Source organism: Butyrivibrio sp. CB08, from assembly GCF_003625485.1.
Lineage (GTDB): Bacteria > Bacillota > Clostridia > Lachnospirales > Lachnospiraceae > Butyrivibrio.
Genome location: NZ_RAIR01000010.1, coordinates 1 through 21901 on the forward strand (window position 1 = coordinate 1; position 21901 = coordinate 21901).

37 protein-coding genes, 3 tRNA genes and 1 riboswitch are annotated in these 21901 nt (G+C 44.4%); of the genes, 37 read left to right on the forward strand and 3 right to left on the reverse strand.

All coding sequences use genetic code 11. From position 1 onward, the window contains the following. Positions 1–180: 180 nt before the first annotated feature. The 12 genes from D6855_RS14660 (at position 181) to D6855_RS14715 (ending at position 6509) form a co-directional block, all read left to right on the forward strand. Positions 181–253, forward strand: a tRNA-Asn gene (locus D6855_RS14660). A gap of 30 nt (positions 254–283) precedes the next feature. Then, a tRNA-Glu gene (locus tag D6855_RS14665) sits at positions 284–355 on the forward strand. 6 nt (positions 356–361) lie between these two features. Further along, a tRNA-Cys gene (locus D6855_RS14670) sits at positions 362–432 on the forward strand. Positions 433–507: 75 nt separating this feature from the next. Next, positions 508–1416, forward strand: coding sequence for a S1 RNA-binding domain-containing protein (locus D6855_RS14675; RefSeq protein ID WP_120742430.1), 909 nt, complete (start codon positions 508–510; stop codon positions 1414–1416). A 25-nt stretch (positions 1417–1441) separates the two neighbouring features. After that, entirely contained in the window at positions 1442–2197 is a 756-nt protein-coding gene (locus tag D6855_RS14680) for an NAD-dependent protein deacylase (protein ID WP_120742432.1), read from the forward strand. A gap of 3 nt (positions 2198–2200) precedes the next feature. Beyond that, complete coding sequence (locus D6855_RS14685) at positions 2201–2374, forward strand: DUF951 domain-containing protein (RefSeq protein ID WP_120742434.1); 174 nt, start codon at positions 2201–2203, stop codon at positions 2372–2374. Between the two features lie 107 nt (positions 2375–2481). Then, a complete protein-coding gene (rpsF, locus tag D6855_RS14690) occupies positions 2482–2769 on the forward strand; it encodes a 30S ribosomal protein S6 (protein WP_024866343.1) in 288 nt (95 codons plus the stop codon). Positions 2770–2786: 17 nt separating this feature from the next. After that, positions 2787–3254, forward strand: a complete 468-nt coding sequence (locus D6855_RS14695) for a single-stranded DNA-binding protein (protein WP_120742436.1) — start codon at positions 2787–2789, stop codon at positions 3252–3254. Between the two features lie 16 nt (positions 3255–3270). Continuing rightward, positions 3271–3534, forward strand: a complete 264-nt coding sequence (rpsR, locus tag D6855_RS14700) for a 30S ribosomal protein S18 (RefSeq protein WP_024866345.1) — start codon at positions 3271–3273, stop codon at positions 3532–3534. 129 nt (positions 3535–3663) lie between these two features. Then, the gene (locus D6855_RS14705; protein ID WP_243111966.1) at positions 3664–5052 is read left to right on the forward strand and encodes a TrkH family potassium uptake protein; all 1389 of its coding nucleotides are present in this window, start codon (positions 3664–3666) and stop codon (positions 5050–5052) included. A 15-nt stretch (positions 5053–5067) separates the two neighbouring features. Beyond that, entirely contained in the window at positions 5068–5727 is a 660-nt protein-coding gene (locus tag D6855_RS14710; protein WP_120742438.1) for a potassium channel family protein, read from the forward strand. 32 nt (positions 5728–5759) lie between these two features. Further along, the gene (locus D6855_RS14715) at positions 5760–6509 is read left to right on the forward strand and encodes a sulfite exporter TauE/SafE family protein (protein ID WP_120742440.1); all 750 of its coding nucleotides are present in this window, start codon (positions 5760–5762) and stop codon (positions 6507–6509) included. Between the two features lie 123 nt (positions 6510–6632). Here D6855_RS14715 and D6855_RS16735 read toward each other — a convergent pair whose 3' ends face one another. Then, positions 6633–6806: a hypothetical protein gene (locus tag D6855_RS16735; RefSeq protein WP_158589554.1), complete on the reverse strand. Its 174-nt coding sequence runs from the start codon at positions 6804–6806 to the stop codon at positions 6633–6635. Between the two features lie 215 nt (positions 6807–7021). On the opposite strand from D6855_RS16735, the gene D6855_RS14720 reads away from it, so the two are divergent. The 24 genes from D6855_RS14720 (at position 7022) to D6855_RS14835 (ending at position 20549) form a co-directional block, all read left to right on the forward strand. Continuing rightward, positions 7022–7861, forward strand: coding sequence for a YitT family protein (locus D6855_RS14720; protein ID WP_120742442.1), 840 nt, complete (start codon positions 7022–7024; stop codon positions 7859–7861). A gap of 132 nt (positions 7862–7993) precedes the next feature. Further along, entirely contained in the window at positions 7994–8485 is a 492-nt protein-coding gene (locus D6855_RS14725) for a flavodoxin family protein (RefSeq protein WP_120742444.1), read from the forward strand. 72 nt (positions 8486–8557) lie between these two features. Next, complete coding sequence (locus tag D6855_RS14730; RefSeq protein WP_120742446.1) at positions 8558–9193, forward strand: helix-turn-helix domain-containing protein; 636 nt, start codon at positions 8558–8560, stop codon at positions 9191–9193. Then, positions 9144–9668: an NUDIX domain-containing protein gene (locus tag D6855_RS14735; protein ID WP_120742449.1), complete on the forward strand. Its 525-nt coding sequence runs from the start codon at positions 9144–9146 to the stop codon at positions 9666–9668. Before D6855_RS14730 ends, D6855_RS14735 begins: the two co-directional genes overlap by 50 nt. A gap of 91 nt (positions 9669–9759) precedes the next feature. Continuing rightward, complete coding sequence (locus D6855_RS14740) at positions 9760–10206, forward strand: hypothetical protein (RefSeq protein WP_120742451.1); 447 nt, start codon at positions 9760–9762, stop codon at positions 10204–10206. Between the two features lie 19 nt (positions 10207–10225). Beyond that, positions 10226–10780 (forward strand): DUF3990 domain-containing protein, encoded by a 555-nt coding sequence (locus D6855_RS14745; RefSeq protein WP_120742453.1) that lies wholly within the window; start codon positions 10226–10228, stop codon positions 10778–10780. A gap of 98 nt (positions 10781–10878) precedes the next feature. Beyond that, a riboswitch (cyclic di-GMP riboswitch) is annotated at positions 10879–10956 on the forward strand. A 73-nt stretch (positions 10957–11029) separates the two neighbouring features. Beyond that, positions 11030–11479 carry a hypothetical protein gene (locus D6855_RS14750; protein ID WP_120742455.1) on the forward strand — a complete coding sequence of 150 codons (450 nt, stop codon included), beginning with the start codon at positions 11030–11032 and terminating at the stop codon, positions 11477–11479. A gap of 84 nt (positions 11480–11563) precedes the next feature. After that, positions 11564–12040 (forward strand): MazG nucleotide pyrophosphohydrolase domain-containing protein, encoded by a 477-nt coding sequence (locus D6855_RS14755; protein ID WP_120742457.1) that lies wholly within the window; start codon positions 11564–11566, stop codon positions 12038–12040. Positions 12041–12045: 5 nt separating this feature from the next. Beyond that, positions 12046–12609 (forward strand): rhomboid family intramembrane serine protease, encoded by a 564-nt coding sequence (locus tag D6855_RS14760; protein ID WP_120742459.1) that lies wholly within the window; start codon positions 12046–12048, stop codon positions 12607–12609. Positions 12610–12618: 9 nt separating this feature from the next. Next, complete coding sequence (locus D6855_RS14765) at positions 12619–13203, forward strand: SOS response-associated peptidase (RefSeq protein WP_120742461.1); 585 nt, start codon at positions 12619–12621, stop codon at positions 13201–13203. A gap of 73 nt (positions 13204–13276) precedes the next feature. Then, entirely contained in the window at positions 13277–13564 is a 288-nt protein-coding gene (locus D6855_RS14770) for a helix-turn-helix domain-containing protein (RefSeq protein ID WP_120742463.1), read from the forward strand. 20 nt (positions 13565–13584) lie between these two features. Beyond that, on the forward strand, positions 13585–14025 hold the full coding sequence (locus D6855_RS14775; RefSeq protein WP_120742465.1) for a GNAT family N-acetyltransferase: 441 nt from the start codon (positions 13585–13587) through the stop codon (positions 14023–14025). An 18-nt stretch (positions 14026–14043) separates the two neighbouring features. Beyond that, complete coding sequence (locus D6855_RS14780; protein ID WP_120742467.1) at positions 14044–14526, forward strand: hypothetical protein; 483 nt, start codon at positions 14044–14046, stop codon at positions 14524–14526. Between the two features lie 9 nt (positions 14527–14535). Further along, the gene (locus tag D6855_RS14785; protein WP_120742469.1) at positions 14536–14805 is read left to right on the forward strand and encodes a hypothetical protein; all 270 of its coding nucleotides are present in this window, start codon (positions 14536–14538) and stop codon (positions 14803–14805) included. Between the two features lie 90 nt (positions 14806–14895). Then, positions 14896–15117 carry a hypothetical protein gene (locus D6855_RS14790; protein WP_120742471.1) on the forward strand — a complete coding sequence of 74 codons (222 nt, stop codon included), beginning with the start codon at positions 14896–14898 and terminating at the stop codon, positions 15115–15117. 10 nt (positions 15118–15127) lie between these two features. Next, entirely contained in the window at positions 15128–15331 is a 204-nt protein-coding gene (locus D6855_RS14795; RefSeq protein WP_120742473.1) for a hypothetical protein, read from the forward strand. Positions 15332–15334: 3 nt separating this feature from the next. Then, entirely contained in the window at positions 15335–15904 is a 570-nt protein-coding gene (locus D6855_RS14800) for an NUDIX hydrolase (protein ID WP_120742475.1), read from the forward strand. A 25-nt stretch (positions 15905–15929) separates the two neighbouring features. Beyond that, positions 15930–16106 (forward strand): chorismate--pyruvate lyase, encoded by a 177-nt coding sequence (locus D6855_RS14805; RefSeq protein ID WP_120742476.1) that lies wholly within the window; start codon positions 15930–15932, stop codon positions 16104–16106. Positions 16107–16109: 3 nt separating this feature from the next. Continuing rightward, entirely contained in the window at positions 16110–16544 is a 435-nt protein-coding gene (gene dtd, locus D6855_RS14810) for a D-aminoacyl-tRNA deacylase (RefSeq protein ID WP_120742478.1), read from the forward strand. Between the two features lie 47 nt (positions 16545–16591). After that, positions 16592–16936 carry a phenylpyruvate tautomerase MIF-related protein gene (locus D6855_RS14815; protein ID WP_120742480.1) on the forward strand — a complete coding sequence of 115 codons (345 nt, stop codon included), beginning with the start codon at positions 16592–16594 and terminating at the stop codon, positions 16934–16936. Positions 16937–16956: 20 nt separating this feature from the next. Further along, positions 16957–17412 (forward strand): thioredoxin-dependent thiol peroxidase, encoded by a 456-nt coding sequence (gene bcp, locus D6855_RS14820; protein WP_120742482.1) that lies wholly within the window; start codon positions 16957–16959, stop codon positions 17410–17412. 26 nt (positions 17413–17438) lie between these two features. Further along, complete coding sequence (locus tag D6855_RS14825) at positions 17439–18206, forward strand: ZIP family metal transporter (protein WP_120742484.1); 768 nt, start codon at positions 17439–17441, stop codon at positions 18204–18206. Between the two features lie 143 nt (positions 18207–18349). After that, positions 18350–20221: a sensor domain-containing diguanylate cyclase gene (locus D6855_RS14830; RefSeq protein WP_120742486.1), complete on the forward strand. Its 1872-nt coding sequence runs from the start codon at positions 18350–18352 to the stop codon at positions 20219–20221. 79 nt (positions 20222–20300) lie between these two features. Beyond that, the gene (locus D6855_RS14835; protein ID WP_199712463.1) at positions 20301–20549 is read left to right on the forward strand and encodes a GlsB/YeaQ/YmgE family stress response membrane protein; all 249 of its coding nucleotides are present in this window, start codon (positions 20301–20303) and stop codon (positions 20547–20549) included. A gap of 58 nt (positions 20550–20607) precedes the next feature. Here the strand turns inward: D6855_RS14835 and D6855_RS14840 are convergent, their stop codons facing one another. Continuing rightward, entirely contained in the window at positions 20608–20802 is a 195-nt protein-coding gene (locus tag D6855_RS14840; RefSeq protein WP_120742488.1) for a helix-turn-helix transcriptional regulator, read from the reverse strand. 3 nt (positions 20803–20805) lie between these two features. Then, positions 20806–21336 carry a hypothetical protein gene (locus D6855_RS14845; RefSeq protein ID WP_120742490.1) on the reverse strand — a complete coding sequence of 177 codons (531 nt, stop codon included), beginning with the start codon at positions 21334–21336 and terminating at the stop codon, positions 20806–20808. Positions 21337–21660: 324 nt separating this feature from the next. Here D6855_RS14845 and D6855_RS14850 point away from each other — a divergent pair, with 324 nt between their 5' ends. Next, positions 21661–21879: a hypothetical protein gene (locus tag D6855_RS14850; RefSeq protein WP_120742492.1), complete on the forward strand. Its 219-nt coding sequence runs from the start codon at positions 21661–21663 to the stop codon at positions 21877–21879. Positions 21880–21901 lie beyond the last annotated feature (22 nt).

Sequence of the window (21901 nt, forward strand, 5' to 3'; positions counted from 1 at the left end):
GAGGTTAGATAGGCACAAGGTGTAAGCATGGTAACATGTTCAGCTGATGTGTACTAATAGGTCGAGGGCTTATCCAAAGAAAGCAAGATAGGATCCAAGAGATTTCAGTGTTCGGTTTTGAAGGTACAAAGAAAGGTACCATGCGAGAGCATGGTATTGTTGTATCATCAGAAGTAATAATCCTCCTTAGCTCAGTCGGTAGAGCATTCGGCTGTTAACCGAAGTGTCGTTGGTTCGAGTCCGACAGGGGGAGCTATAGCGACAGCGTGTCCGCTAAGCATTAGGCTCCGTGGTCAAGCGGTCAAGACATCGCCCTTTCACGGCGGTAACACGAGTTCGATTCTCGTCGGAGTCATCATCTGGTGACATAGCCAAGCGGTAAGGCATAGGTCTGCAACACCTTGAGCGGCGGTTCAAATCCGCCTGTCACCTCTAAAAACCATGAATATTCAATATTCATGGTTTTTTTGTGCTATAATTTATCTAGTTTTCAATTGGAGGTATGGTATGGCAGAAGAAACAATGAACGATTTTAAGGATGAGATCGAGAGATCTTTCCGCAAGGTAAAAGAGGGGGATATTCTTGAAGGAACAGTAATTGATGTGTCTGACACAGAAGTTACTTTGGATCTTAAGTATTACACCCAGGGTATTATCAAGGTTGAGGATCTTAGCAACGATCCCAAGTTTAATATCCACAGAGACATAGCTGTTGGAGACGAGATCTCCGCTACAGTTGTCAGCACAGATGATGGAAGGGGAAATATTCTTTTATCTAAAAAGGAAGCAACCCAGGTTCTGTCATGGGACAAGCTCAAGGAGCTTCTTGAGTCTGGTGAGTATGTAGATGTTAAGGTATCTGAAGCTGTTAAGGCTGGTGCAGTTGCATTCCTTGAGGGAATCAGAGGCTTTATCCCAGCATCCAAGCTTGACCTTAACTATGTAGAAGAGGACAAGATCCCTGAGTTTGTTGGCAAGACCCTTAAGGTTAAGGTAATTACAGCTGACAAAGAAAACAACAAGCTTGTACTTTCAGCAAGAGAGTATCTCAAAGAGCAGGCTGATGCCAGAAGATCTGAGATGGTTTCAAATGTTGAGGTTGGCCTTGTTACAGAAGGCGTAGTTGAGAGTCTTCAGAACTATGGTGCTTTCATCAATCTTGGAAATGGACTTTCAGGTTTGGTTCACATTTCACAGATTTCTAATCAGAGAATTGCACATCCTTCATCTGTCCTTAAGGTTGGAGATAAGGTCAAGGTTAAGGTAACAGCCATCAAGGATGGCAAGCTCAGCCTTAGCATGAAGGCACTTGAAGAGATCGCAGCAACTGAGATAACTGAGGAGAAGATAGAGTTTGAGAGCGAGGGAGAGGCTACAACTTCTCTTGCAGATCTTCTTAAGAAGGCAGGTTTTTAATAGTTAAGTCTTGGAGGGCGACAGGATGAGTGATGTTGAGAAATTGTTAGAACTTATTGAAGCATCAGACAATGTAGTTTTCTTTGGCGGCGCAGGAGTATCCACAGAGAGTGGAATCCCTGATTTTAGAAGTAAGGATGGTCTGTACAATCAGCACGACGTAAGATTTGATATGTATCAGCCAGAATATCTTCTTAGCCACAGCTGTCTTGTTTATGAGCCCAAGGTTTACTATGAGTTCCACAGACAGAAAATGGACACCAGAAACATTGAGCCAAACAATGCTCATAAGTATCTGGCAGCTCTTGAGAAGCAGGGCAAATTAAAAGCCATCGTCACTCAGAATATTGATGGTCTTCACCAGAAGGCAGGAAGCCAGGTTGTCTACGAGATTCATGGTAGCGCCCTCAGGAACTACTGCATGAGCTGTGGAAAAGAGTTCCCGTCTGATTACATTTTTGAATCAAAGGAGCCTATTCCAAAGTGTAGCTGCGGAGGCGTTGTAAGACCTGATATCACTCTTTATGAGGAAGGTCTTCCTGATGACCAGGTTTCAGGAGCAATTGATGCTATTGCCAGAGCAGACATGCTCATCATCGGCGGAACATCACTTACAGTATATCCTGCTGCTTCCTTTATCAACTATTTCAGGGGCAACAAGCTGGTCATCATTAACAGAGATCAGATTGATGTTAGAAAAGCTGAGAATACTCTGGTGATAAATAGAAAGATCGGAGAACTGTTTACTGAACTTGCATCGCTCCAGGGTATTGAACTGTAATATATGGACATTCAGGTTGGCAATATTTTAAAACTTAAGAAACAACATCCTTGCGGAAGTTCTGAGTGGGAAGTTTTGCGGGTTGGGGCAGATTTTAAACTAAAATGCCTCGGCTGCGGTCACCAGGTGATGTTACCAAGGCGGGACGTGGAAAAAAACGTCAAGGGAATTAAATAAAATCCCTTGCTTTTGGAAACGAAGTATGGTAACATACTACTCTGTGATAAATTCCTTGCTACTTGACTGATACAAGTAGCCAGAGACCAAAAGGAGGTAACAATAGCATGAACAAATACGAATTAGCCGTTGTTGTTAGTGCAAAGATCGAAGACGACGCAAGAACCGCTGTCATCGAGAAGGTTAAGAGAACTATCGAGAAACACGGTGGTCAGGTAACCAACGTCGATGAGTGGGGCAAGAAGAAGCTCGCTTATGAGATCGAGAAAATGACAGAAGGCTTCTACTATTTCATCCAGTTCGACGGCGAGCCTACAGCTCCTGCTGAGATCGAAGCTCGTATGAGAATCATGGATGGTGTCATCAGATATTTATGCGTTAAGAACGAGGCTTAAATAGAAGAGGACGAAAAATGAACAAAGTTATTTTATGTGGACGTTTAACAAAGGACCCAGAGGTAAGATATTCACAGGGCGGCGAGCCTATGGCAATCGCAAGATACACTCTTGCAGTTGATCGTAGACGTGGTCGTAACAATGGCGATGGCGAGCAGACAGCAGATTTCATTAGCTGTGTAGCATTCGGCAGAGCCGGAGAGTTCGCTGAGAAGTACCTCAAGAAGGGCACAAAGATGCTCATCACTGGCAGGATCCAGACAGGTTCCTACACTAACAAGGATGGCGTCAAAGTCTACACAACAGAAGTGGTTGTAGAAGAGCAGGAATTCGCTGAGAGCAAGAATGCATCATCTAATGGTGGCAGCTACAGCGACAACTACAGCAGTTCAAGTGCTCCTGCCAATGATCCTGCACCCACTGCAGCAGGCGATGGCTTCATGAATATTCCAGACGGAATTGAAGAGGAGCTGCCTTTTAATTGATAAGGAGGAATTAGCAATGGCTTTCACAAAGTCTGATAGATCCGATGCTCCTGTAAGGAGAAAGGGCGGAATGCACAGAAGAAAAAAGGTTTGCGTATTCTGTGGCAAAGACAATGTAATTGATTACAAGGATACAGCTAAGCTCAAGAAGTTCGTTTCTGAGAGCGGCAAGATCCTTCCTAGAAGAATTACAGGCAACTGTGCTAAGCACCAGAGAGAGCTTACATCTGCAATCAAGAGAGCTCGTCATCTTGCACTTATGCCATACGTAGCTGAGTAATTTATTACTTACAGTTAATAACAGATTGAATCGCTTATGTGGTTCAATCTGTTTTTTTGTATTCTTTTATTGCGAATAAGCTCATTCCTTGGTAGTGTAGAAGGATAGAGTAGGAGGCGGGTTAAGACCTTGCGTGTAATTAGTGAAAATAAGATAGATAAAAATAGAATGACATCAACCCAGATAATCGTTCTGGGATTTTTACTGGCAATATTTGTTGGGGCGCTGCTACTGATGATTCCTTTCGCAACAGCTAGGGGGGAAGAGACTTCTTTTTTGACAGCGCTGTTCACAGCTACAACGTCCATATGTGTAACGGGGCTGGTGGTAGTTGATACGTTTTCACACTGGAGCTTCTTTGGACAGCTGATAATCCTGGTGCTGATACAGATCGGTGGATTCGGAGTCATAACGCTGTTTTCCATAGTTATGATGATGATGAAAAAGCAGTTCTCCCTAAGGACCAGGATCCTCATACAGGACTATTACAACCTTGATACAATCTCTGGTCTCATTAAGTTCCTTAGGAGAGTAATAAAAGATACCCTGATAGTTGAAGGGATTGGAGCTGTACTGTACGCCTTTATATTTGTGCCAAAGTTTGGGCCATTAAAGGGTGTGTGGGTGTCCATCTTTAATTCAGTTTCTGCCTTTTGTAATGCAGGAATGGATGTTATGGGACCTAACTCACTTATTGATTATCAGACAAATCTTCCGGTTAATCTTATCACCATGACCCTGATCGTCCTTGGTGGTATCGGATATGTAGTGTGGTTTGATGTTATCGAGAATATAAAGAGATCTTCAAAGCGCTGGATCGGACTGAGGGCCTTTTGGAGGAGGCTTGAGGTACACACTAAGCTCGTTATTAACCTTACGCTGTTCCTTATCATTTCAGGAGCGCTGTTAGTTCTTTTGTTTGAATGGAATAATCCTGACACTATTGGAAATATGTCCGTGGGAAATAAGATCCTTGCAAGCTTCTTCCAGTCCATAACCTTCAGGACTGCGGGATTTGCAACGGTTCCCCAGGAGGCGCTGACGCCCTCAACCTGCATCGCGGGTCTTATGTACATGTTTGTGGGTGGATCTCCTGTTGGTACAGCGGGTGGTATCAAGACTGTGACGATATTTGTGGTCATGCTGAATGTCTTTTCATTTATCAGGAACAGGACGGAGCCCGTTGTGTTTAGCAGGGCTGTGTCGGAAAAGCTGATAAACAAGGCCAGTGCCATCGTTATGTCAAACCTTATGCTGAGCATTGTGCTTCTGATGGTGCTGATGCAGGTTTGCCACGTGCCTGCGCTTTCTGCAGCTTATGAGATATTCAGTGCTACTGGAACGGTAGGACTTTCAAGAGGATTGACATCGAGCCTTAATGTTCCTGGACAGATCGTGGTAATGATCGGAATGTACGCTGGTAGAATAGGACCTATTTCTATGGCGCTGTTCTTTAGCACAGGACGCTCAGACAAGAACGACATCAGATTTTCAAATGGACACTTCATTGTAGGTTAAGGAGGAGCTCTTTTTATGAAATACAGATCATTTGCAATATTCGGCCTTGGAAAATTCGGACAGGCAGTGGCTGACAAGCTGATAGAGAGCGGCGCAGATGTTATGGTTGTTGATAACGACCCTGATATCATTGAGGCCTATTCAGCAAAGGCTACATCTGCCATTGAAGCGGATCTTACAGACCCTGCAGCCATCAAGGCCCTTGGAATATCCAATATCGACTGCGCTGTGGTTGCCATGGGAATGAGCCTTGAATCCAGCATCATGTGCACCATGGTATCCAAGGAGAGCGGTGTTAAGTGGGTTGTGGCTAAGGCAAGCAACGAGAGAATGGGAACTGTTCTGTCCAAGATCGGAGCAGACGAAGTCATCTTCCCTGAGGAAGAGAGTGGCATCAGGACCGCGAGGGGACTTATTGCCAGCAACTTCCTTGAGTATTTTGAGGTCAGTGAGGATATCTGCCTTATCGAGATGCTTCCCAAGGAGAAGTGGGTTGGGAAGTCGTTAAAAGAGCTAAACCTTAGGCAAAAATACGGCGTCAACGTCGTTGCCATTAAAGACGGAGTTGTTAAAGAGTATGTGGATCCTGATGTTCCCCTTAAGGCGAAAGAAGCACTTCTAATGCTGATCCACAAGAACAACCTTCCAAAGCTGGATAAAAATATTATTATATGATGAACTACTAAGTGATCATCGACGGAGAATTTATGCTAAGTAAGTATCTGATCATTTGCCCGCTGGTATTCCTTGCGGGATTTGTGGACGCTGTGGCAGGTGGAGGAGGTCTTATATCGCTTCCGGCTTATCTGCTGACCGGGATTCCGGTTCACAACTGTGTTGCCACCAATAAGATGAGTTCTATAATGGGAACTTCAGTAACTACAACGAAATACGCCAGGAGCGGTTTTGTGCCCTGGAAGATGGCGCTTTTTTGCGTGCCCTGCGCGCTTATCGGTTCTGCCATCGGAGCTAACATAGCCCTTATCATTCCGGATAGGGCCTTCAAGATCATTCTGATGATCGTAATCCCTCTTACAGGGCTGTATGTTCTGACCAAGAAGGATGTGTTTGAATCAAACAAGACCCATTCAGAGGGAGTGACAACTTTGATCTGCGCGCTGGCAGCTCTTTTCATAGGAGTTTATGATGGTTTCTATGGGCCGGGCACGGGATCATTTCTGATCCTCATACTGACAGGGATTGGCGGGCTTAAGCTCACTACAGCAAACGGTCTTACGAAGGCCATCAATCTGTCTACGAATTTTGCGGCGCTGGTGGTTTTCCTCATCAACGGACAGGTTCTTTTGCCACTGGGAATAATAGCAGGTTGTTTCAATATTGCGGGAAATTACCTTGGAGCATCAAGGTTTGAGAAGAACGGCTCAAAGATAGTTAAGCCGATTCTGATAATGGTCCTTACAGTATTCTTTATCAAGCTGGTGCTTGAACTTCTATAAAAAAGGAGAGGGCGGTACTTAGGCATATTTATGATATGCGTAAGCACCGCCTTTTTCATGGAGGCATGCAAAATGGCATGTATGGGTTTTATATAGCAGTGCGCTGGGAAGACGCACGCTTGATCAATGTTCTTTAAGCAGTTCCATTTTGATGGCGTTTTCCAGCATTGTGGAGAACGAAATGGAGCTTATTATTGCAGATGGCGTTTCTTCTTGTCCGGACTCGTTTGTCATGGCCATGGCTGCTTCGACGAAAAATCTCATATCCCTTCTATTTGTCATCGCATCTATGTTCATAAGCACCTCCTTGTTACCAATGAACAATCACCACAACATATTGTATCTTCTGATTTCAATATACACTATATATTCTAAAAAGTGTATAAAACATTCGAAAAATCCTATAAATTAAATTCCCATAAACCGCAGAATATCTAACGATTAAGCATAAAAGTCATGCTATACTATATATACATCACGGCCATAGAGCCAAGGCGGAGAGCATATAAAACATGAAGAAAAAGCAGAAACAAGGCATATTGTCATACATGTTGATCATCTTGGGAGCCATCATGGCCAGCTTTTCAGTTGCCCTGATCCTTCTTCCCAACGACGCCATAGACTACGGAACAGCGGGCGTTGCCATCATCATTCATAAAGTCACTGGGTTCGAGCTGCCTCTGTGCGTGCTTTTCGTATTCCTTCCTTTCCTGGTCGCAGGATACGTCTTTCTTGGAAGAAAGTTCACCATCAAGGCCGCAGTGGGATCTGTAGTCTACATGGTTGGCCTGGACTTTTTTGAGAACATTCCCTTTGAAATAAACACCGAGCACTTCCTGGCTGTTGCCTTTGGAGGCGCCATTCTTGGAGCGGGACTTTCACTGATCCTTCGAAACGGTGGCTGTATCGACGGTTCTGAGATCCTTGCCAATATCATAGTAAAAAAGCTCTCGGACATAACGGGGCGCAACTACAGCATGACCCCAGTGCTCCTGGCATTTAACCTTTTTGTGTACCTCACTGTCTTTGCAGTTATCGATGCCACAGCAGCGCTCCTTAGCCTTCTGGTGTACTTTGTTGCGACAACCGTTATCGACCACTACACCGACCACTTCGAATCCATCAAGCAGATCACCATCATCACCCAGGATCCTGATGGCATCATCGCTGACATCAAGAAAAAGCTCAACAAGACCTGCACCATCATGGATTCCCGCGGCGCCATCGCAGGCGAGAACAACACTCTGATCTGCTATATCAGTTACTTTGAACTTCCACTTATGAAGGAGATAATCGCCAGCCACTCCGGAAGTTTCAGTACCGTATCCACCATCGACGAGATACTCAGGTAAAAGAGCCAACGAATTAATTAAATAAATCAGTGTAAAAACAGGGTGAATCTGTGAAAATATTCAGCCTGTTTTTTTATTTGGTTATTCTGTTACCTGAGGGAAAAGGAAATTAGTATATAGAGAGGAAAAGAAATGAAAGATCTGATAGTTTACTATTCACTAGAAGGCAATACGGAATATGTAGTGAACCGTATTAAGGAAAAGACAGGCGCTGACGTACTTAAGCTCGTTCCCAAGAAGGCATACGCAGACAAGGGCTTTGCCAAGTTCGTATGGGGCGGAAAGAGCGCCATGATGTCAGAAAAACCAAAGCTTCAGGAATATGAAGTTGACCTGACAAAATATGACAGGGTAATCTTTGGATTCCCAGTTTGGGCTTCTACCTTTACACCACCCATCAGAACATTTATCGCAGAGAACATGGCTGCCCTTAAGGGTATGAAGATTGCTGCTTTCGCATGCCAGACAGCTAAGGGTGCTGACCAGGCTTTCGAGAAGCTTGCTAAGTACCTTGGGATCAGCTCTTTTGACGCGAAGGCTTCATTCCTTGATCCAAAGCTCATTCCGGATGAGAAAAAGGACGCTCAGATCGAAGCTTTCGGAGATCTTCTTACCATAGGATAAATGTGACTCTACTTTTCGTAGGTAGCCTATTTATATGAAGCGGGTTACTATTTGTTCATGGAGGAAAAAGAAATGAACCAATATGTAACAGGAGCCATAATAAAAGAGCTCCGGGAAAAGAATAAGATGACTCAGCTGCAGTTCGCAGACAAGCTGGGAGTTACTGATAAAACAATTTCCAAGTGGGAGACAGGAAAAGGGTATCCTGATATCACGCTCCTTGAGCCCATCGCGGATGTGTTCAGGATTTCAGTCACAGAGCTGATCTCAGGTAACGCCATTCAGAACGCCAACGTGTCCGCTAACATGCTGCGCTCAAAATTCTATGTATGTCCTGTCTGCGGAAATGTGATCCACAGCATGGGCGAATCCGTGATCACATGCCATGGGATCCAGCTTTCGCCTCTAACGGCAGAACCTGCGGATGACCAGCACAAGGTTACAGTGGAGCGCATAGAGGATGAGTACTATGTTTCTGTGGACCATGTGATGACTAAGGACCACTACATCTCATTTTTGGCAGCAGCTTCATCAGACAGAATGCAGATGGTCAAGCTCTACCCGGAGCAAAAGGCGGAGGCCCGCTTTAAGATAAACGGAGTAAAAATGGTATACTATTATTGCAATCACGACGGACTTTTTTTGATAGGAGTAAACCATGGAACCAATTCGCGACAAAAATGGCCTGACGGAAGCAGAATTTCTTGAGAGATACAATCCTGGGGACTGGGAGCGCCCATCCCTTACAGCAGACATCTGCATCATCACAGATGAGAGGGAAAAGAAAATTCTCCTGATCCGCAGGGGCAACCACCCCTTCCTTGGAAAGTGGGCTCTACCCGGAGGTTTTTCCGAGAAGGGTGAAAGAATAGAAGAGAGCGCAGCAAGGGAGCTCGAAGAGGAGACCACCATTAAGATGGATGCCAAGGACCTTACTCTTGTTGGCATTTACAGTAAGCCAGGCAGAGACCCAAGAGGATGGACGGTTACAGCAGCATACAAGGCCATGGTTGATCCAGCTAAGGTTAAGCCGATAGCCGCAGACGATGCAGCGGATGCCAAGTGGTTTGTGATAAGCGGTGAAGGCACAGGAGATCTTAGATTTACAGCGGATGACCTGACCATTACACTGTCAGACCTTGCTTTTGATCACTGCGATATTGTAAGCGATGCATTGAAATAGAGTCCGATAAACGACCCACCATTAATGTTTAAATGGTACTGTCAGATAGAAGAAAAAAGTTGTAAACCGTTTGAACATAAGGAGGGACGTTATGACACAGTACCTTTACACAGATAATGTAGTTAAGCAGAATATCTCTTTTGCCCTTGCCGGGAAAAGAGCTTTAGGAAACCGCAGAGATCTTCGAGACCTGTCCAATCACACAGTTATCATCGTGTGCGACGAGACAGCAGACGCATCCATCATGAGAGAGACTGCACAGATGATCCTTGCAAGAGGCTGCAAGAACGTGGTATTCTGCGGCGAATCAGATATCTGGCGCAGCACTTTCGAGGAGATGGACCAGGAGCTCAATGGATTTAACGATGTATCTGGATACGACGACTTTGCTGTAATGTGGGGCATCGAGGACATCGACTCTCTTGAGGATGAAGTTGCTACCTGCTGGAACGAAGTCCTTATCCTTTGCAGCGATATGTCTCTGGTTAAAGAGTGCAGAGAGGTTCTGAGCTCATCAGTAGCTGATATGATTGGTTAACTTTATAAGAGGATACAATATGATCACTTTATACCATGCAGGGTACCAGGTTATAGAGAAGCCAGATGTGCATCACGGCAGGAAGAATGCTGACTTTGGTCAGGGCTTCTATACCACTGATGACAGAGACTTTGCCTGCTCATGGGTAAGGCAGCAGCCAGGAAGTGACGTAATAGTCAATAAGTACCAGCTGGATGACAGTAGCCTAAAGGTCAAGACTCTTCTTCGGGATAAAGAGTGGTTTGAATATATCTTTGCAAACCGCAGAGTTAAGCCTGATATTTACCAAGAGTATGACCTCATAATCGGCCCCATAGCCAACGACACCATCTACGAAACATTTGGGATAATCACCAGTGGGTATCTGACTGATGAAGAGGCCATGAAGCTACTTATGGTTGGCAGAAGCTCACAGCAAATTGTCCTTAAAACCCAGAAGGCAGCAGATAAGCTTAAGTTCGTGTCTTCCGAAATTCTGTCAAAGGAGCAGCTGGAAGAAGCGGCAAGAAAGCACAGTGAAGAAGACAACCGCTTCCAGAAGGAGTTTGCCAGAGTTATGGAGAGCTTGGAATAATAGTTATGATATTTTAATAATCTTTTTACTCTGAGTTTGTTTTATTTCTTGAATGACGACGATATAATAACACCTACAGAGCTCGGTAAAACAGACAACATAATAAAGGGTAAAACCGGAGTGATCCGGCGACACAAAGCTATAGGGACTTGTTTCCAAGTCAGCCAGTTGCAGAAGATATGAAGAGGCATTGCTGGCGAAGCAGTGCTTTTTTGTTGCAAAAGAGTAACGGAAAGTGAGGGTGTGTTAATGAGGATAACTGTAAAGAGAAATATAGCTGTTTTTTCAATAGTAATGATGCTTTTTGGGGTGCTATTTGTTGGCAGTAACACAGTTTATGCAGCAGGTGGGACTTCTGATGAAGAAGCGGTTTCGCTCATAATGACGGTGACTGAAGCATCGGTAAAGAGTAGCTTTGGAAAGAACTACTCAATATATAAAAAAGGTAATATGGTGACATTGAATTTGTGGCAGGATGGAGTTGCGGCAGGCGCTTACGGAGTAGCTGCAGGATTAGTAGATAAGAAAGAATGGGATAATATGACAGAAACCATAAGAACTTCCATTGCAACAGTATTGTATGATGCTTTGGAACCATATGGTGTACACGCTAATGTAAATATCCTTAACGACTACAATACAGATAATGTATTAGTTTCATATTTGGACGGTGTAAAAGTATACGATGCTCTTGAATGATGAAAACAACTATTTTGACGACCAGGCAGTGAATTGCCTGGTCTTTTTTTGCTATAATGGAGGATAGGTGGAGGAGTATGAAAAATGGGAGCTGAGATAGACAGATTAAAGGAAATAGTTGAGACTCTTCGAAGTGAGAACGGATGTCCCTGGGACAAGGCTCAGACTCACGACAGCCTTAAGGCTTCCTGCATTGAGGAAGCGGCGGAAGTTGTAAGCGGGATCAACATTTTAGATAAGACAGGGGATCCTGAGAACCTCAAGGAAGAGCTTGGAGACTTACTTCTTCAGGTTATGTTTCACGCTGTTATGGCGGAGGAGGAAGGCTACTTTACTTTCGATGATGTTGCCCGTACGATCAATGAGAAGATGGTGCGCCGTCATCCCCACGTGTTTAGCGGAGTGACTTATGCTAATGATGAGGAGCTCCACGCAGCCTGGGCAGAGATCAAGAGAAAAGAAAAGGCCGGAAGAGAGTGGCAGGAAGAGTATCTTGCTGGAGCTCTCGACGAGTCCGCCTTACTTATAGAAAAAGCTAAAGAGAGAAAAGGATACAAATAATAGAGATGAAAAAGTTCAAGATAACATTCAATTCACCAGTGACACTGGGATTCATATTTGTGTGCTTTGCAGTACTGGTGCTGGGATTTCTTACAGGCGGACTTAGCAATCAGCTGCTGTTCATGTCATATCACTCATCATTGTTGGATCCCTTAACCTACGTGAGGTTCTTTACTCACGTGCTGGGACACAGCGGCTGGGACCACTACATTGGAAACTCAGCGTACATTCTTTTGCTGGGGCCAATGCTTGAAGAGAAGTATGGTTCAAAGAGGCTCCTTCAGATCATCCTGATAACAGCCCTTGTAACCGGAATCGTAAACTATGTGCTGTTCTGGAACGTGGCTCTTTGCGGAGCCAGCGGAGTTGTGTTCGCATTCATCCTGCTGACATCCTTTACAAGTTTCAAGGAGGGCGAGATTCCGCTGACCTTTATCCTGGTGGCCATCATCTTCCTTGGGCAGCAGATCTACGACGGACTCTTTGTCCAGGACGACATTTCCAATCTGTCCCACATCATCGGCGGCATCATCGGCGCTGTGGTTGGGTACAGACTCAACAGAAAGTGAGACTAAGCTTTGTGCTGCAAATATTACTACAGCGATAAAACCGTATTTGAAGTCAAAGAGGATCTTAAGATAGCAACAGGGGCATTTTTCGCCGATACCGGAGACATCACCCCTGGGACCACAACTCCTGGGATTATCTGGAACAGAGCTTCGGGAAAAGAGATTTCTTTTTCGGAGCTGTTCTGGGGCATCAGGGGAAAAGATGGGAAGCTTATCATCAACGCAAGAGCGGAAGAGGCGGACAAAAAGCCAATGTTTGCAGATAGCTTAAGGCTCAGGCGATGCATTCTTCCGGCAGCAGGGTTCTATGAGTGGGACAGAGACAAGACCAGATTCACCTTCAGGCGCCTGGATGGCCACCCTATCTACCTTGCGGGAGTCTATGATCTTAGCGACAACAAAGACTCTTTTGTGATACTGACTACCGACGCCAACAAGTCAATGCAGCCGGTCCACGACCGCATGCCAGTTATGATAGAAGCCGGAGCAGTGCGGGATTTCCTTGGAGATCCATCCGCTGCCATGGACATGATAAGATCCCCAATGCCAGAGCTTAAGAGGGATAGCGAATACGAACAGCTGAGGCTGTTTTGAAAGATGTTGATAAACCACGCAATGTGTGTTATTGTTACTACACGCAATGTGTGGTTTTTGTGTGGAGGGGAATATGGAGCAGGAACATAAAAAAGCAGAATTAGGCGAGCAGATCAAGATATTAAAGGGTGTTAGGGAAGATCTGAATTTGAATAGGAAAGAGTTTTCTGAGTACATGGGGATTCCGCTTAGAACTTTAGAAGAGTGGGAGGCAGGACGACGGAAGATGCCTGATTACGTGCTTAGGTTGATTGCCTATTATACCAGAATTGAAAAGATGCTCGAGGAAAATGGTAGTGTGACCCGCGATGAAATTGTTAGAGATCCATTATCAGAAGGAAAAAAGTGTAGAAAAAAATAACGAAGGGAAAACATAGTTTTATGGAATTGGTTGTAAAGCATTTTAGGGACTTAAGCACAAATGAGCTGTACGAAATACTCAAGACAAGATCAGAGATATTTGTTGTTGAACAGGACTGCGTTTATCAGGACCTTGACGATAAAGATCAGGATGCAATCCATGTATTTTGCTGGAACGAAAATGGTAGAGTAGCTGGATGTCTTCGAGTTTTTTGGAAGGATGAGGAAGCTGGTATAGCTCAGATAGGAAGGGTTGTTACACTTGAGCACGGATTAGGTATTGGAGGAATCATTCTTCATGTGGGTGTAGAACTTGCGGTAGAACAGCTTAAGGCAAAAAAGATTTATTTGGAAGCTCAGGAATATGCTATTGGGTATTATGCAAAAGAGGGGTTTGAAGTGGTATCTGATGTATTCATGGAGGATGGGATACCTCATGTACAGATGGAGAAAGTAATATGATATTAAGGAGTAGTATTGTTGGAAAGGGATTTCTTTGTTTTATCGGATTTCATTAAGTCATCAAAATCCACTCAGGTAGCCTTAAATGCCATAAGATTTGGCGAAGCTGGACTTAATGCACATAGGCAGAACTTGCTGAGTAGAGCACCAGTTACTGGTAGCTTTGCATCTTTCCCAAAGAATAGCATTGAAGTGGAAGATCTGGCTTACTTATCCGCTCATGAGGATCATGAGTTTGCATTGCTTAGAGGCAAGAATAATGATATTTTAATACATGGAGAGCACTCTAAAGTCAATTTTGATGAGGATTTGGAAGCGCTGTTACTTCAAGGCAAATACGAATTGGTTGCGCATTCTCATCCTGACATTGAGATTACTGCTTCAAGGGAAGATCGTGAGTTTATTAAAAAGATCGGACAGAAATCTAGTATGATCATCTCATGGTATACTGGAAATATAACTAAGTTTTATGCTGATCCCTTTGAGGATTTTTTTAACTAGGAGGCAGCTATGGATAGAGAGAAGATAGGTTTTAACTCATGTCTGAAAGCGCTGGGAGAAGAGTTTGCTGCTAAGAATAAGGATAGGATGGTCTTTAGCTGTGGCGAAACAGAAAAAGGTCTGTTCTGCTTTTTAGGGATTTCGACTCATGATTATGAAGTTGAAAAGCTTTGCCTGAAATCCAATGTTGACGACTGGGATTATTATGCTTCCTGTTATGTTGTAGAAGAGCAGAAAATTGTTATGGATAAATGCAATCTTCCTTCATTTGTAAATTGATTGAGGGTCAGAAAACTATAGGGCTTGGGGCTGGGACTTTTATCCCGGCTCTTTTTGCAAATTGTTCGGATTCGATAGTGAGGTATCTGCATGAAATCAATCCTTATAAAAGATACAACTAAAGAGGAACGGGAGCAGATCGTGAAGGACTCCATGGACTGTGGTGGAGGATGCGAGAACTGCTCGTCATGCTGGCTGGGAGGCGGAAGTCCCTGGGATATTTATAAGGACTACATTGACGGCAAAAAAGAGATCCGCGAGATCAACATGGAGTACATGGAGAAATACCGTCAGGACAGGCAAATTCATTAAGGAGAGCATTATGGGCGTTGCACCAGAGATAAGTGAATCCACAGCAGAGGAGCGGAGAGCATATATAAAGGAAAGATTCCCATGCATTGCGGACTGCGACATGTGCGGACTTTGCAAGGTGTTTCATGGCAAGGACGCACAGACAGCTTACGCTGATTACATAAATGGAGAACGGTCCTTTATGGACGTTTCCGCAGATTACAAGAGAGGCTGATTCATGGAAGAGATATTTGATATAACAGATGAAAACGGGGTGCCAACGGGGGAGACAGTTACCCGTTCCAAGGCCCACGATGAAGGAATAATGCACAGGACAGCCCATGTGTGGGTTGTAAGGAAGGAGGGAGATTCGTACCAGGTCCTTCTTCAGAAGAGAAGTGCAGAAAAAGAGTCTTTTCCTTCAATGTACGATACATCCTCAGCGGGACATATCCAGGCGGGGGACGAGCCTTTGGAATCAGCCCAGAGAGAGCTCTTTGAGGAGCTGGGGATAAAGGCATCGGACGAGGATCTTTCTTTTGTTGGGAAGTTCCACGTAGATTACGCCATGGAGTTTCATGGTAAGATGTTCCACGACAACGAGGTACCATTTGTGTTTGTTTACGAGAAGCCCGTGGATGAAAAGAGCCTTAAGCTCCAGGAAGAGGAAGTTGAAGAAGTAAAGTGGTTTGACATAGACGAGGTGGTAAAGGGTTGCAAACACAGGGACGGAACATTCTGCGTACCAACGGAAGGCCTTGAGATCATCATGAAGTACCTGGGATATACGCCTGTCATAGGCGACTAACAGCCGAAACATTAGGAGGATACAAATGGAAACCTGGTATTATGAAGTTGCAAGTATTGACGGCGACTACGCCAATCTTCGAAGGACTGATATTGAGTCGGATGAACTGAAGCTTGTTGCGAGAGCTCTTTTGCCAGATGGTATTGCCGAAGGCACAAGGCTCAAATATGAGTTTTTGCAGTACAGCATTGTTGAGGGGTGAAATATGAGAGCAGTGATCACGCGGGTTTTGTCCGCATCAGTAACAATAGATGGAAAAGAGATTTCCTCAATCGACAAGGGATTTCTGGTTCTTCTGGGAGTCCACAAGGATGACACCAAAGAGCAGGCGGTGAAGATTGCCGACAAGATCTGTGGCCTTCGGGTGTTTGAGGATGAAAACGGCAAGATGAATATAAATCCCAAGGATGCTGGCGCGAAGCTCCTTATCGTTAGCCAGTTCACTCTTTATGCGGATTGCAGCTCAAGGCGTCCGGGCTTTACCGACGCAGCAAGGCCTGAGATCTCAGAGCCTCTCTATGAGCTAGTGGTATCAGAGTGCAGAAACAGGGGATTTGAAGTTGGTACCGGAGTTTTTGGCGCCGACATGAAGGTTGCGTCAGTAAACGACGGACCAGTTACCATAGTGCTGGACGTATAAAGCGCCAGCAGACACATTTAGAAGCATAATCCAAAAGGAGGACGACCATGCCATTTATTTCAACCGAGACTAACGTAAGCGTACCTAAGGAAAAAGAGATCCAGCTCAAGGAGCGCCTGGGACAGGCCATTGCGATCATTCCTGGAAAGAGCGAGAGCTGGCTTATGCTTGCTATCGAGGGTGATGTTCCTATGTACTTCAGAGGCGACGATTCAGCTCCTACAGCTTTTATCGAGGTTAAGATATTCGGAAGCGCTTCTCCAGATGCCTATAGCAGGATGACAAAAGAGCTGACGGCTATCTACGGGGATATCCTGGGAGTAGCTCCAGATCACATGTACATCCGCTACTTTGGCTCCGACGACTGGGGCTGGAACGGCAGTAACTTCTAAACATTCAAAGGAGGAACACTATGCTGGAAGTTGGAACAAAGGCACCGGATTTTAAACTGCCGGATCAGAACGGCGATATGCATTCTCTGTCAGATTATAAGGGACAGAAGGTGGTGCTCTATTTTTATCCCAAGGACAATACCTCAGGATGCACCAAGCAGGCCTGCAGTTTTGGTGAGCTCTACCCTCAGTTTCGCGAAAAGGGCGCAGTGGTCCTTGGTGTGAGCAAGGATTCTGTGGCATCCCACAAGAAGTTTGAAGAAAAGTACGGGCTGCCGTTTACTCTTTTGTCAGATACTGAGCTTGAAGTACTGAAAGCATATGACGTGTGGAAGGAAAAGAACAACTACGGTAAAGTGTCCATGGGCGTTGTGAGAACAACCTACCTCATCGACGAAAAGGGCGTTATCGTAAAGGTCATGGGCAAGGTGAAAGCTGCGGAGAACCCGCAGGACATGCTTGATGCGCTGAGCTGAGACGCTACAGGACAGGAGGTTATTCTATGTGGCAGATAATTCTTATACCATTTTTAGGAACAACCCTTGGCGCTGCCAGCGTTTTCCTATTCAAGAATGCAATTGGAGAGAAGATGCAGAGGGCGCTGACGGGATTTGCGTCAGGAGTCATGGTGGCGGCTTCCTTCTTTAGCCTGCTGCTCCCGGCCCTTGATATGACAACAGATATGGGTAAACTGGGCTTTATCCCGGTTTCTATAGGATTTGGAATTGGTATGCTGTTCCTGCTTGTTCTGGATATGGTGACACCCCATATGCACATGAACAGTGAGGAAGAGGGCCCTAAGAGCGGACTTAGGAAAACCACCAAGCTGGTACTGGCAGTTACCCTCCACAACCTTCCAGAGGGAATGGCTGTTGGAATCGTGTGTGCAGGTTGGCTCTATGGAAATGAGACCATAACCTTTACCGGAGCTTTGGCGCTGGCACTTGGTATTGCGATCCAGAACTTCCCGGAGGGAGCTATCGTTTCAATGCCACTTCTTGGAGAGGGAGTGCCAAAGGGGAAAACCTTCCTGTATGGCATGCTCTCTGGAATTGTTGAGCCGATAGGATCGATCCTTGTTATCGCGGCTTCAAGCCTACTGATCCCGACAATGCCTTATCTTTTAAGTTTTGCAGCTGGAGCCATGATCTATGTTGTTGTAGAAGAACTTATCCCTGAGATGTCAGAAGGGGAACACTCCAACGTAGGAACCATCTGCTTTGCGTTGGGCTTTATCCTTATGATGGCCCTTGATACCGGGCTTGGCTAAATTCTAAAAATTACATAAATCTTTCTTAAAACATTCGTAATTTCAACAATTAATTCACTGTTAGTAATATCATATATGTGTGGGAGTGTCACATTTTGTTTCGCTCCCCACATGACCTGATAACCAGCACATGGTGAATTAACTTGAAAAAAAGACTGACTGAACTAAAAAGTCTCCTTAAAAAGCTTGGCTTTATCGGAGTTATACCCTTTGTTTTCTGGCCACTGTTCTTTCTGGCTGTATCTTTCTTTGTCTACAAGACAGAGTATGAGCTTAGTATGGAAAACATTGAGTCAAGGACTGTCATTGAGACTAATGATGTGGCAGAAGACTTCAATGATTACATCAATAATGTGACCCTTATAGTTGATACTGCCAGTGAGACAGTTAATGACATGATCACCCAGGGCGATTCCGCAGACGATGTCCAGGCTTATCTTGAGCGAAAATCCCTACATCTTAATTCAATAATGTCCGGAGATACAAAGGGTATCTATGGCTATGTAATGGGCCAGTACGTGGATGGCGATAAATGGGTCCCTGATGCGGGCTATGTTCCCACTGAGAGAGTATGGTACAAAGAGGCAATGAATGCCAACGGTACGAAGGTCGTCATCGATCCATACATTGACGCAAGGACCGGAAAGCTTGTTGTAACTGCAGCAAAGCTCTTGTCTGATAAGAAGAGTGTCATTTCTATAGATATCTGGCTTAGCAGAATGCAACAGATGACAGAGGACGTGGCAGGGGACAACCCTGAGCAGGAAGTCATGATCATTGACGAGGGCGGAACTGTCATAGCGCACTCCATTCCTGACGAGGTTGGCAAGAATTACAGAGAGACTGAGGAAGCGGATAACAAGAAAATTTACATAGGCCTTCGCAAGAGCGGTGGCAGAGTTTATATGGTGAAGTATAACGGTGAGGATTATCTCTTTTGCCCGAAAAAGATATCTGACACCTGGACCGTTATCACCATGACCAGCGCAGAACCAGTCATGAGGGATGTAAGACAGCTCACAAGAGTTGTCATGCTCTCATCTTTCCTGGGAATCCTCATAACTCTGGGAATTGTTTACAGTATGACAAATCAGAAATTAAAGCTCATGAATTCCGACGATAACGTGGATTGCATAGCTAACATCTACATGGCCATGCATAAGGTGGACCTTGATACCCGCCATCTGGAAGTGGTTGCATGCAAGGATCCAAGAACAGCCAAGATCGTGGCTGATGACAAAGGTACTGCTGATGAAATAATGAGAAATATTGCTAGTCACATGTGCGACGAGAGATCAAAGAGCGAAGTTATTGACTTCATGAACCTTGATACTCTCGATGAGCGCATTGGACCTCTGAGTACCATCAGTATAGAGTTCCTCAACGTTGATCACATGTGGACCCGCGGACGTTACATTGTAGCTGAGAGAAGAAATGACGGCACTCTTAAGTCTGTTATCTGGGCTGTAGAGAACATTGATACAGAGAAACGTTCAAGGGATAAGCTCCGCTATCTTGCTGAGATAGATCAGCTAACCCAGATCAACAACCGCGGAAGCGGAGAAGATAAGATTAGGAATGCCCTAAAGACCGGCGATGGTGGAATGTTCGTCCTCTTTGATGTGGATCGTTTCAAGAGTATCAACGACAACTTCGGACACAACACCGGTGACAAAGTCCTGATGGCTATCGGCGAAGCCATGCGTAAGACATTCAGGGAAAAAGATATTATCCTGCGTTTGGGCGGAGATGAGTTCGCGGCATATACTCCGACCATCTGCAGTATCGAAGCTGGAAGACCGGTAATAAACAGACTGATCCACTCTATAGAAAACATAGATATTCCAGAGCTATCTGGAGCCATAGTAAATATCAGTGTTGGCGCGGCATTCTATTTGCCAGATGACAACTTCTCCTTTGAGGAGCTGTACAAGCACGCTGACAGCTGCACCTATGAGAGTAAGAAGACCAAGGGAAGCTTCGTGACCTTCTATCAGAACGCATCCGACTTCTAAAGATGTGATTGTGACACTTTCTGCTAAATTGTGATATACTCTTTTCTGAAAAAAGTTTTCTAGAAAGGGGAAAAGAGATATGTTTAACGGAATGGGTCTTATCACAGGACTTATCATTGGAGCAATCGCAGGATGGCTTGCAGGAAAGTTCATGAATAACGAAGGAAGCCTTCTTAGGAATATCATCCTTGGTGTAGTTGGAGGCTTTGTTGGAAACCTTATTCTTGGTCTTGTAGGAATCCATGGAACAGGAATTATTGGTAACCTGATCGTAGGTGTTATCGGTTCCTGCATCGTGATCTTCGCTGGTCAGAAGCTCCTTAAATAATTGGTAGCAAAATAATAGATCCGGTAGACTTTTAAAGGTCTGCCGGATCTTTTTTGTTTTATTCTTCCCAGAACAGCTCATCTAAAGTCTTGTTCAGGGTCTTGCATATTGCGATGCAAAGGTTGATGGTTGGGTTGTAGTCACCCTTTTCAATTGCGCTAATAGTCTGACGTGAGACGCCGCATGCCTTAGCAAGGTCATCCTGGGACAGGTCCAGAGCAGCTCTCGCGGATTTAAGTCTTAAATTCTTCATATATTATTCCTCCTCTGAGCTATCTCTTTTTACAAGCTTCTTAATTACAGCAGCAACGCCAATTGCAGCCATCATGATGATAACGAAGATGTTAAGGGTTGTAAGGCCAATCTTGCCGTCCTGAACCAGGGTTCCGTTTGCAGCCTGACCTATGATAGGAAGCAGATTGAGGATGATGCAAACAACTATGATAACTGAGTATTTCTTCTTATTGTTATTAAGTCCCCAGTACACATCGTTCCATAAGCAGTATATACAAAGAACTGTGCATCCAAAAATAACTCCGACAAAGTGAATAGTGTAGTGCTCTATTGGGAAATTAACTTCTGCCAAGTCCAGGATCATCATGATCACTTCATAGAACAATATTGTGTAGAATCCGTACATATATCCCTTGCCACGGATAAGCTGCTGTCTCTCATCGTACTCTGTCTTCATTCTGTGATTGGTGTTTGCCATCTTGAGAAGTACAAATGCGATTACAAGTCCAACGATAATTCCAAATAATAAACCAACTGATAATTGAAGTGCCATTTTATATATCCTCCATTTCAATACTTTGTAAGGTGTGTTGTTTGTTGTTATGAAAGGTGACGTCGTTTCCTTTCATGAGCTTATAATAAAACCATAATAGCAATATGTCAAGTATATTTTACAAAAATCTTTTCAGAGATGAAAAATGTCGTGTGAAACTGGATTTGAACAGTCACAAAGACGCATGGTTAAGGTGTTATTTACTTTTTTTCACAAAAAATTTATCTTTTTTCAAAATTTCTTAATAATATGATGGGTCTTATGATGGGTAATCAGTAAAATTAAAGTTGTGTAACTAAAATTAGCACCTATGGAGTTATTGATATGAAAGATTTTTTGGAAAAGAGAAATAAACACCGAGGAACCTTCATCATCAAGGTCGAGAACAACAGCAACAACACCTGGCAGGGAGAGGTTGTCTGGGCTGAGGAGAATCGATCTGAAAAGTTCAGGAGTGCGCTTGAACTGTTCAAGCTGATGAATGGAGCCATGGAGTCACAGTGTGCGCAACAAGACAACAATTCCGAGATGAGGATCGGATAAGCTGTCTTTGCCAATATATTTA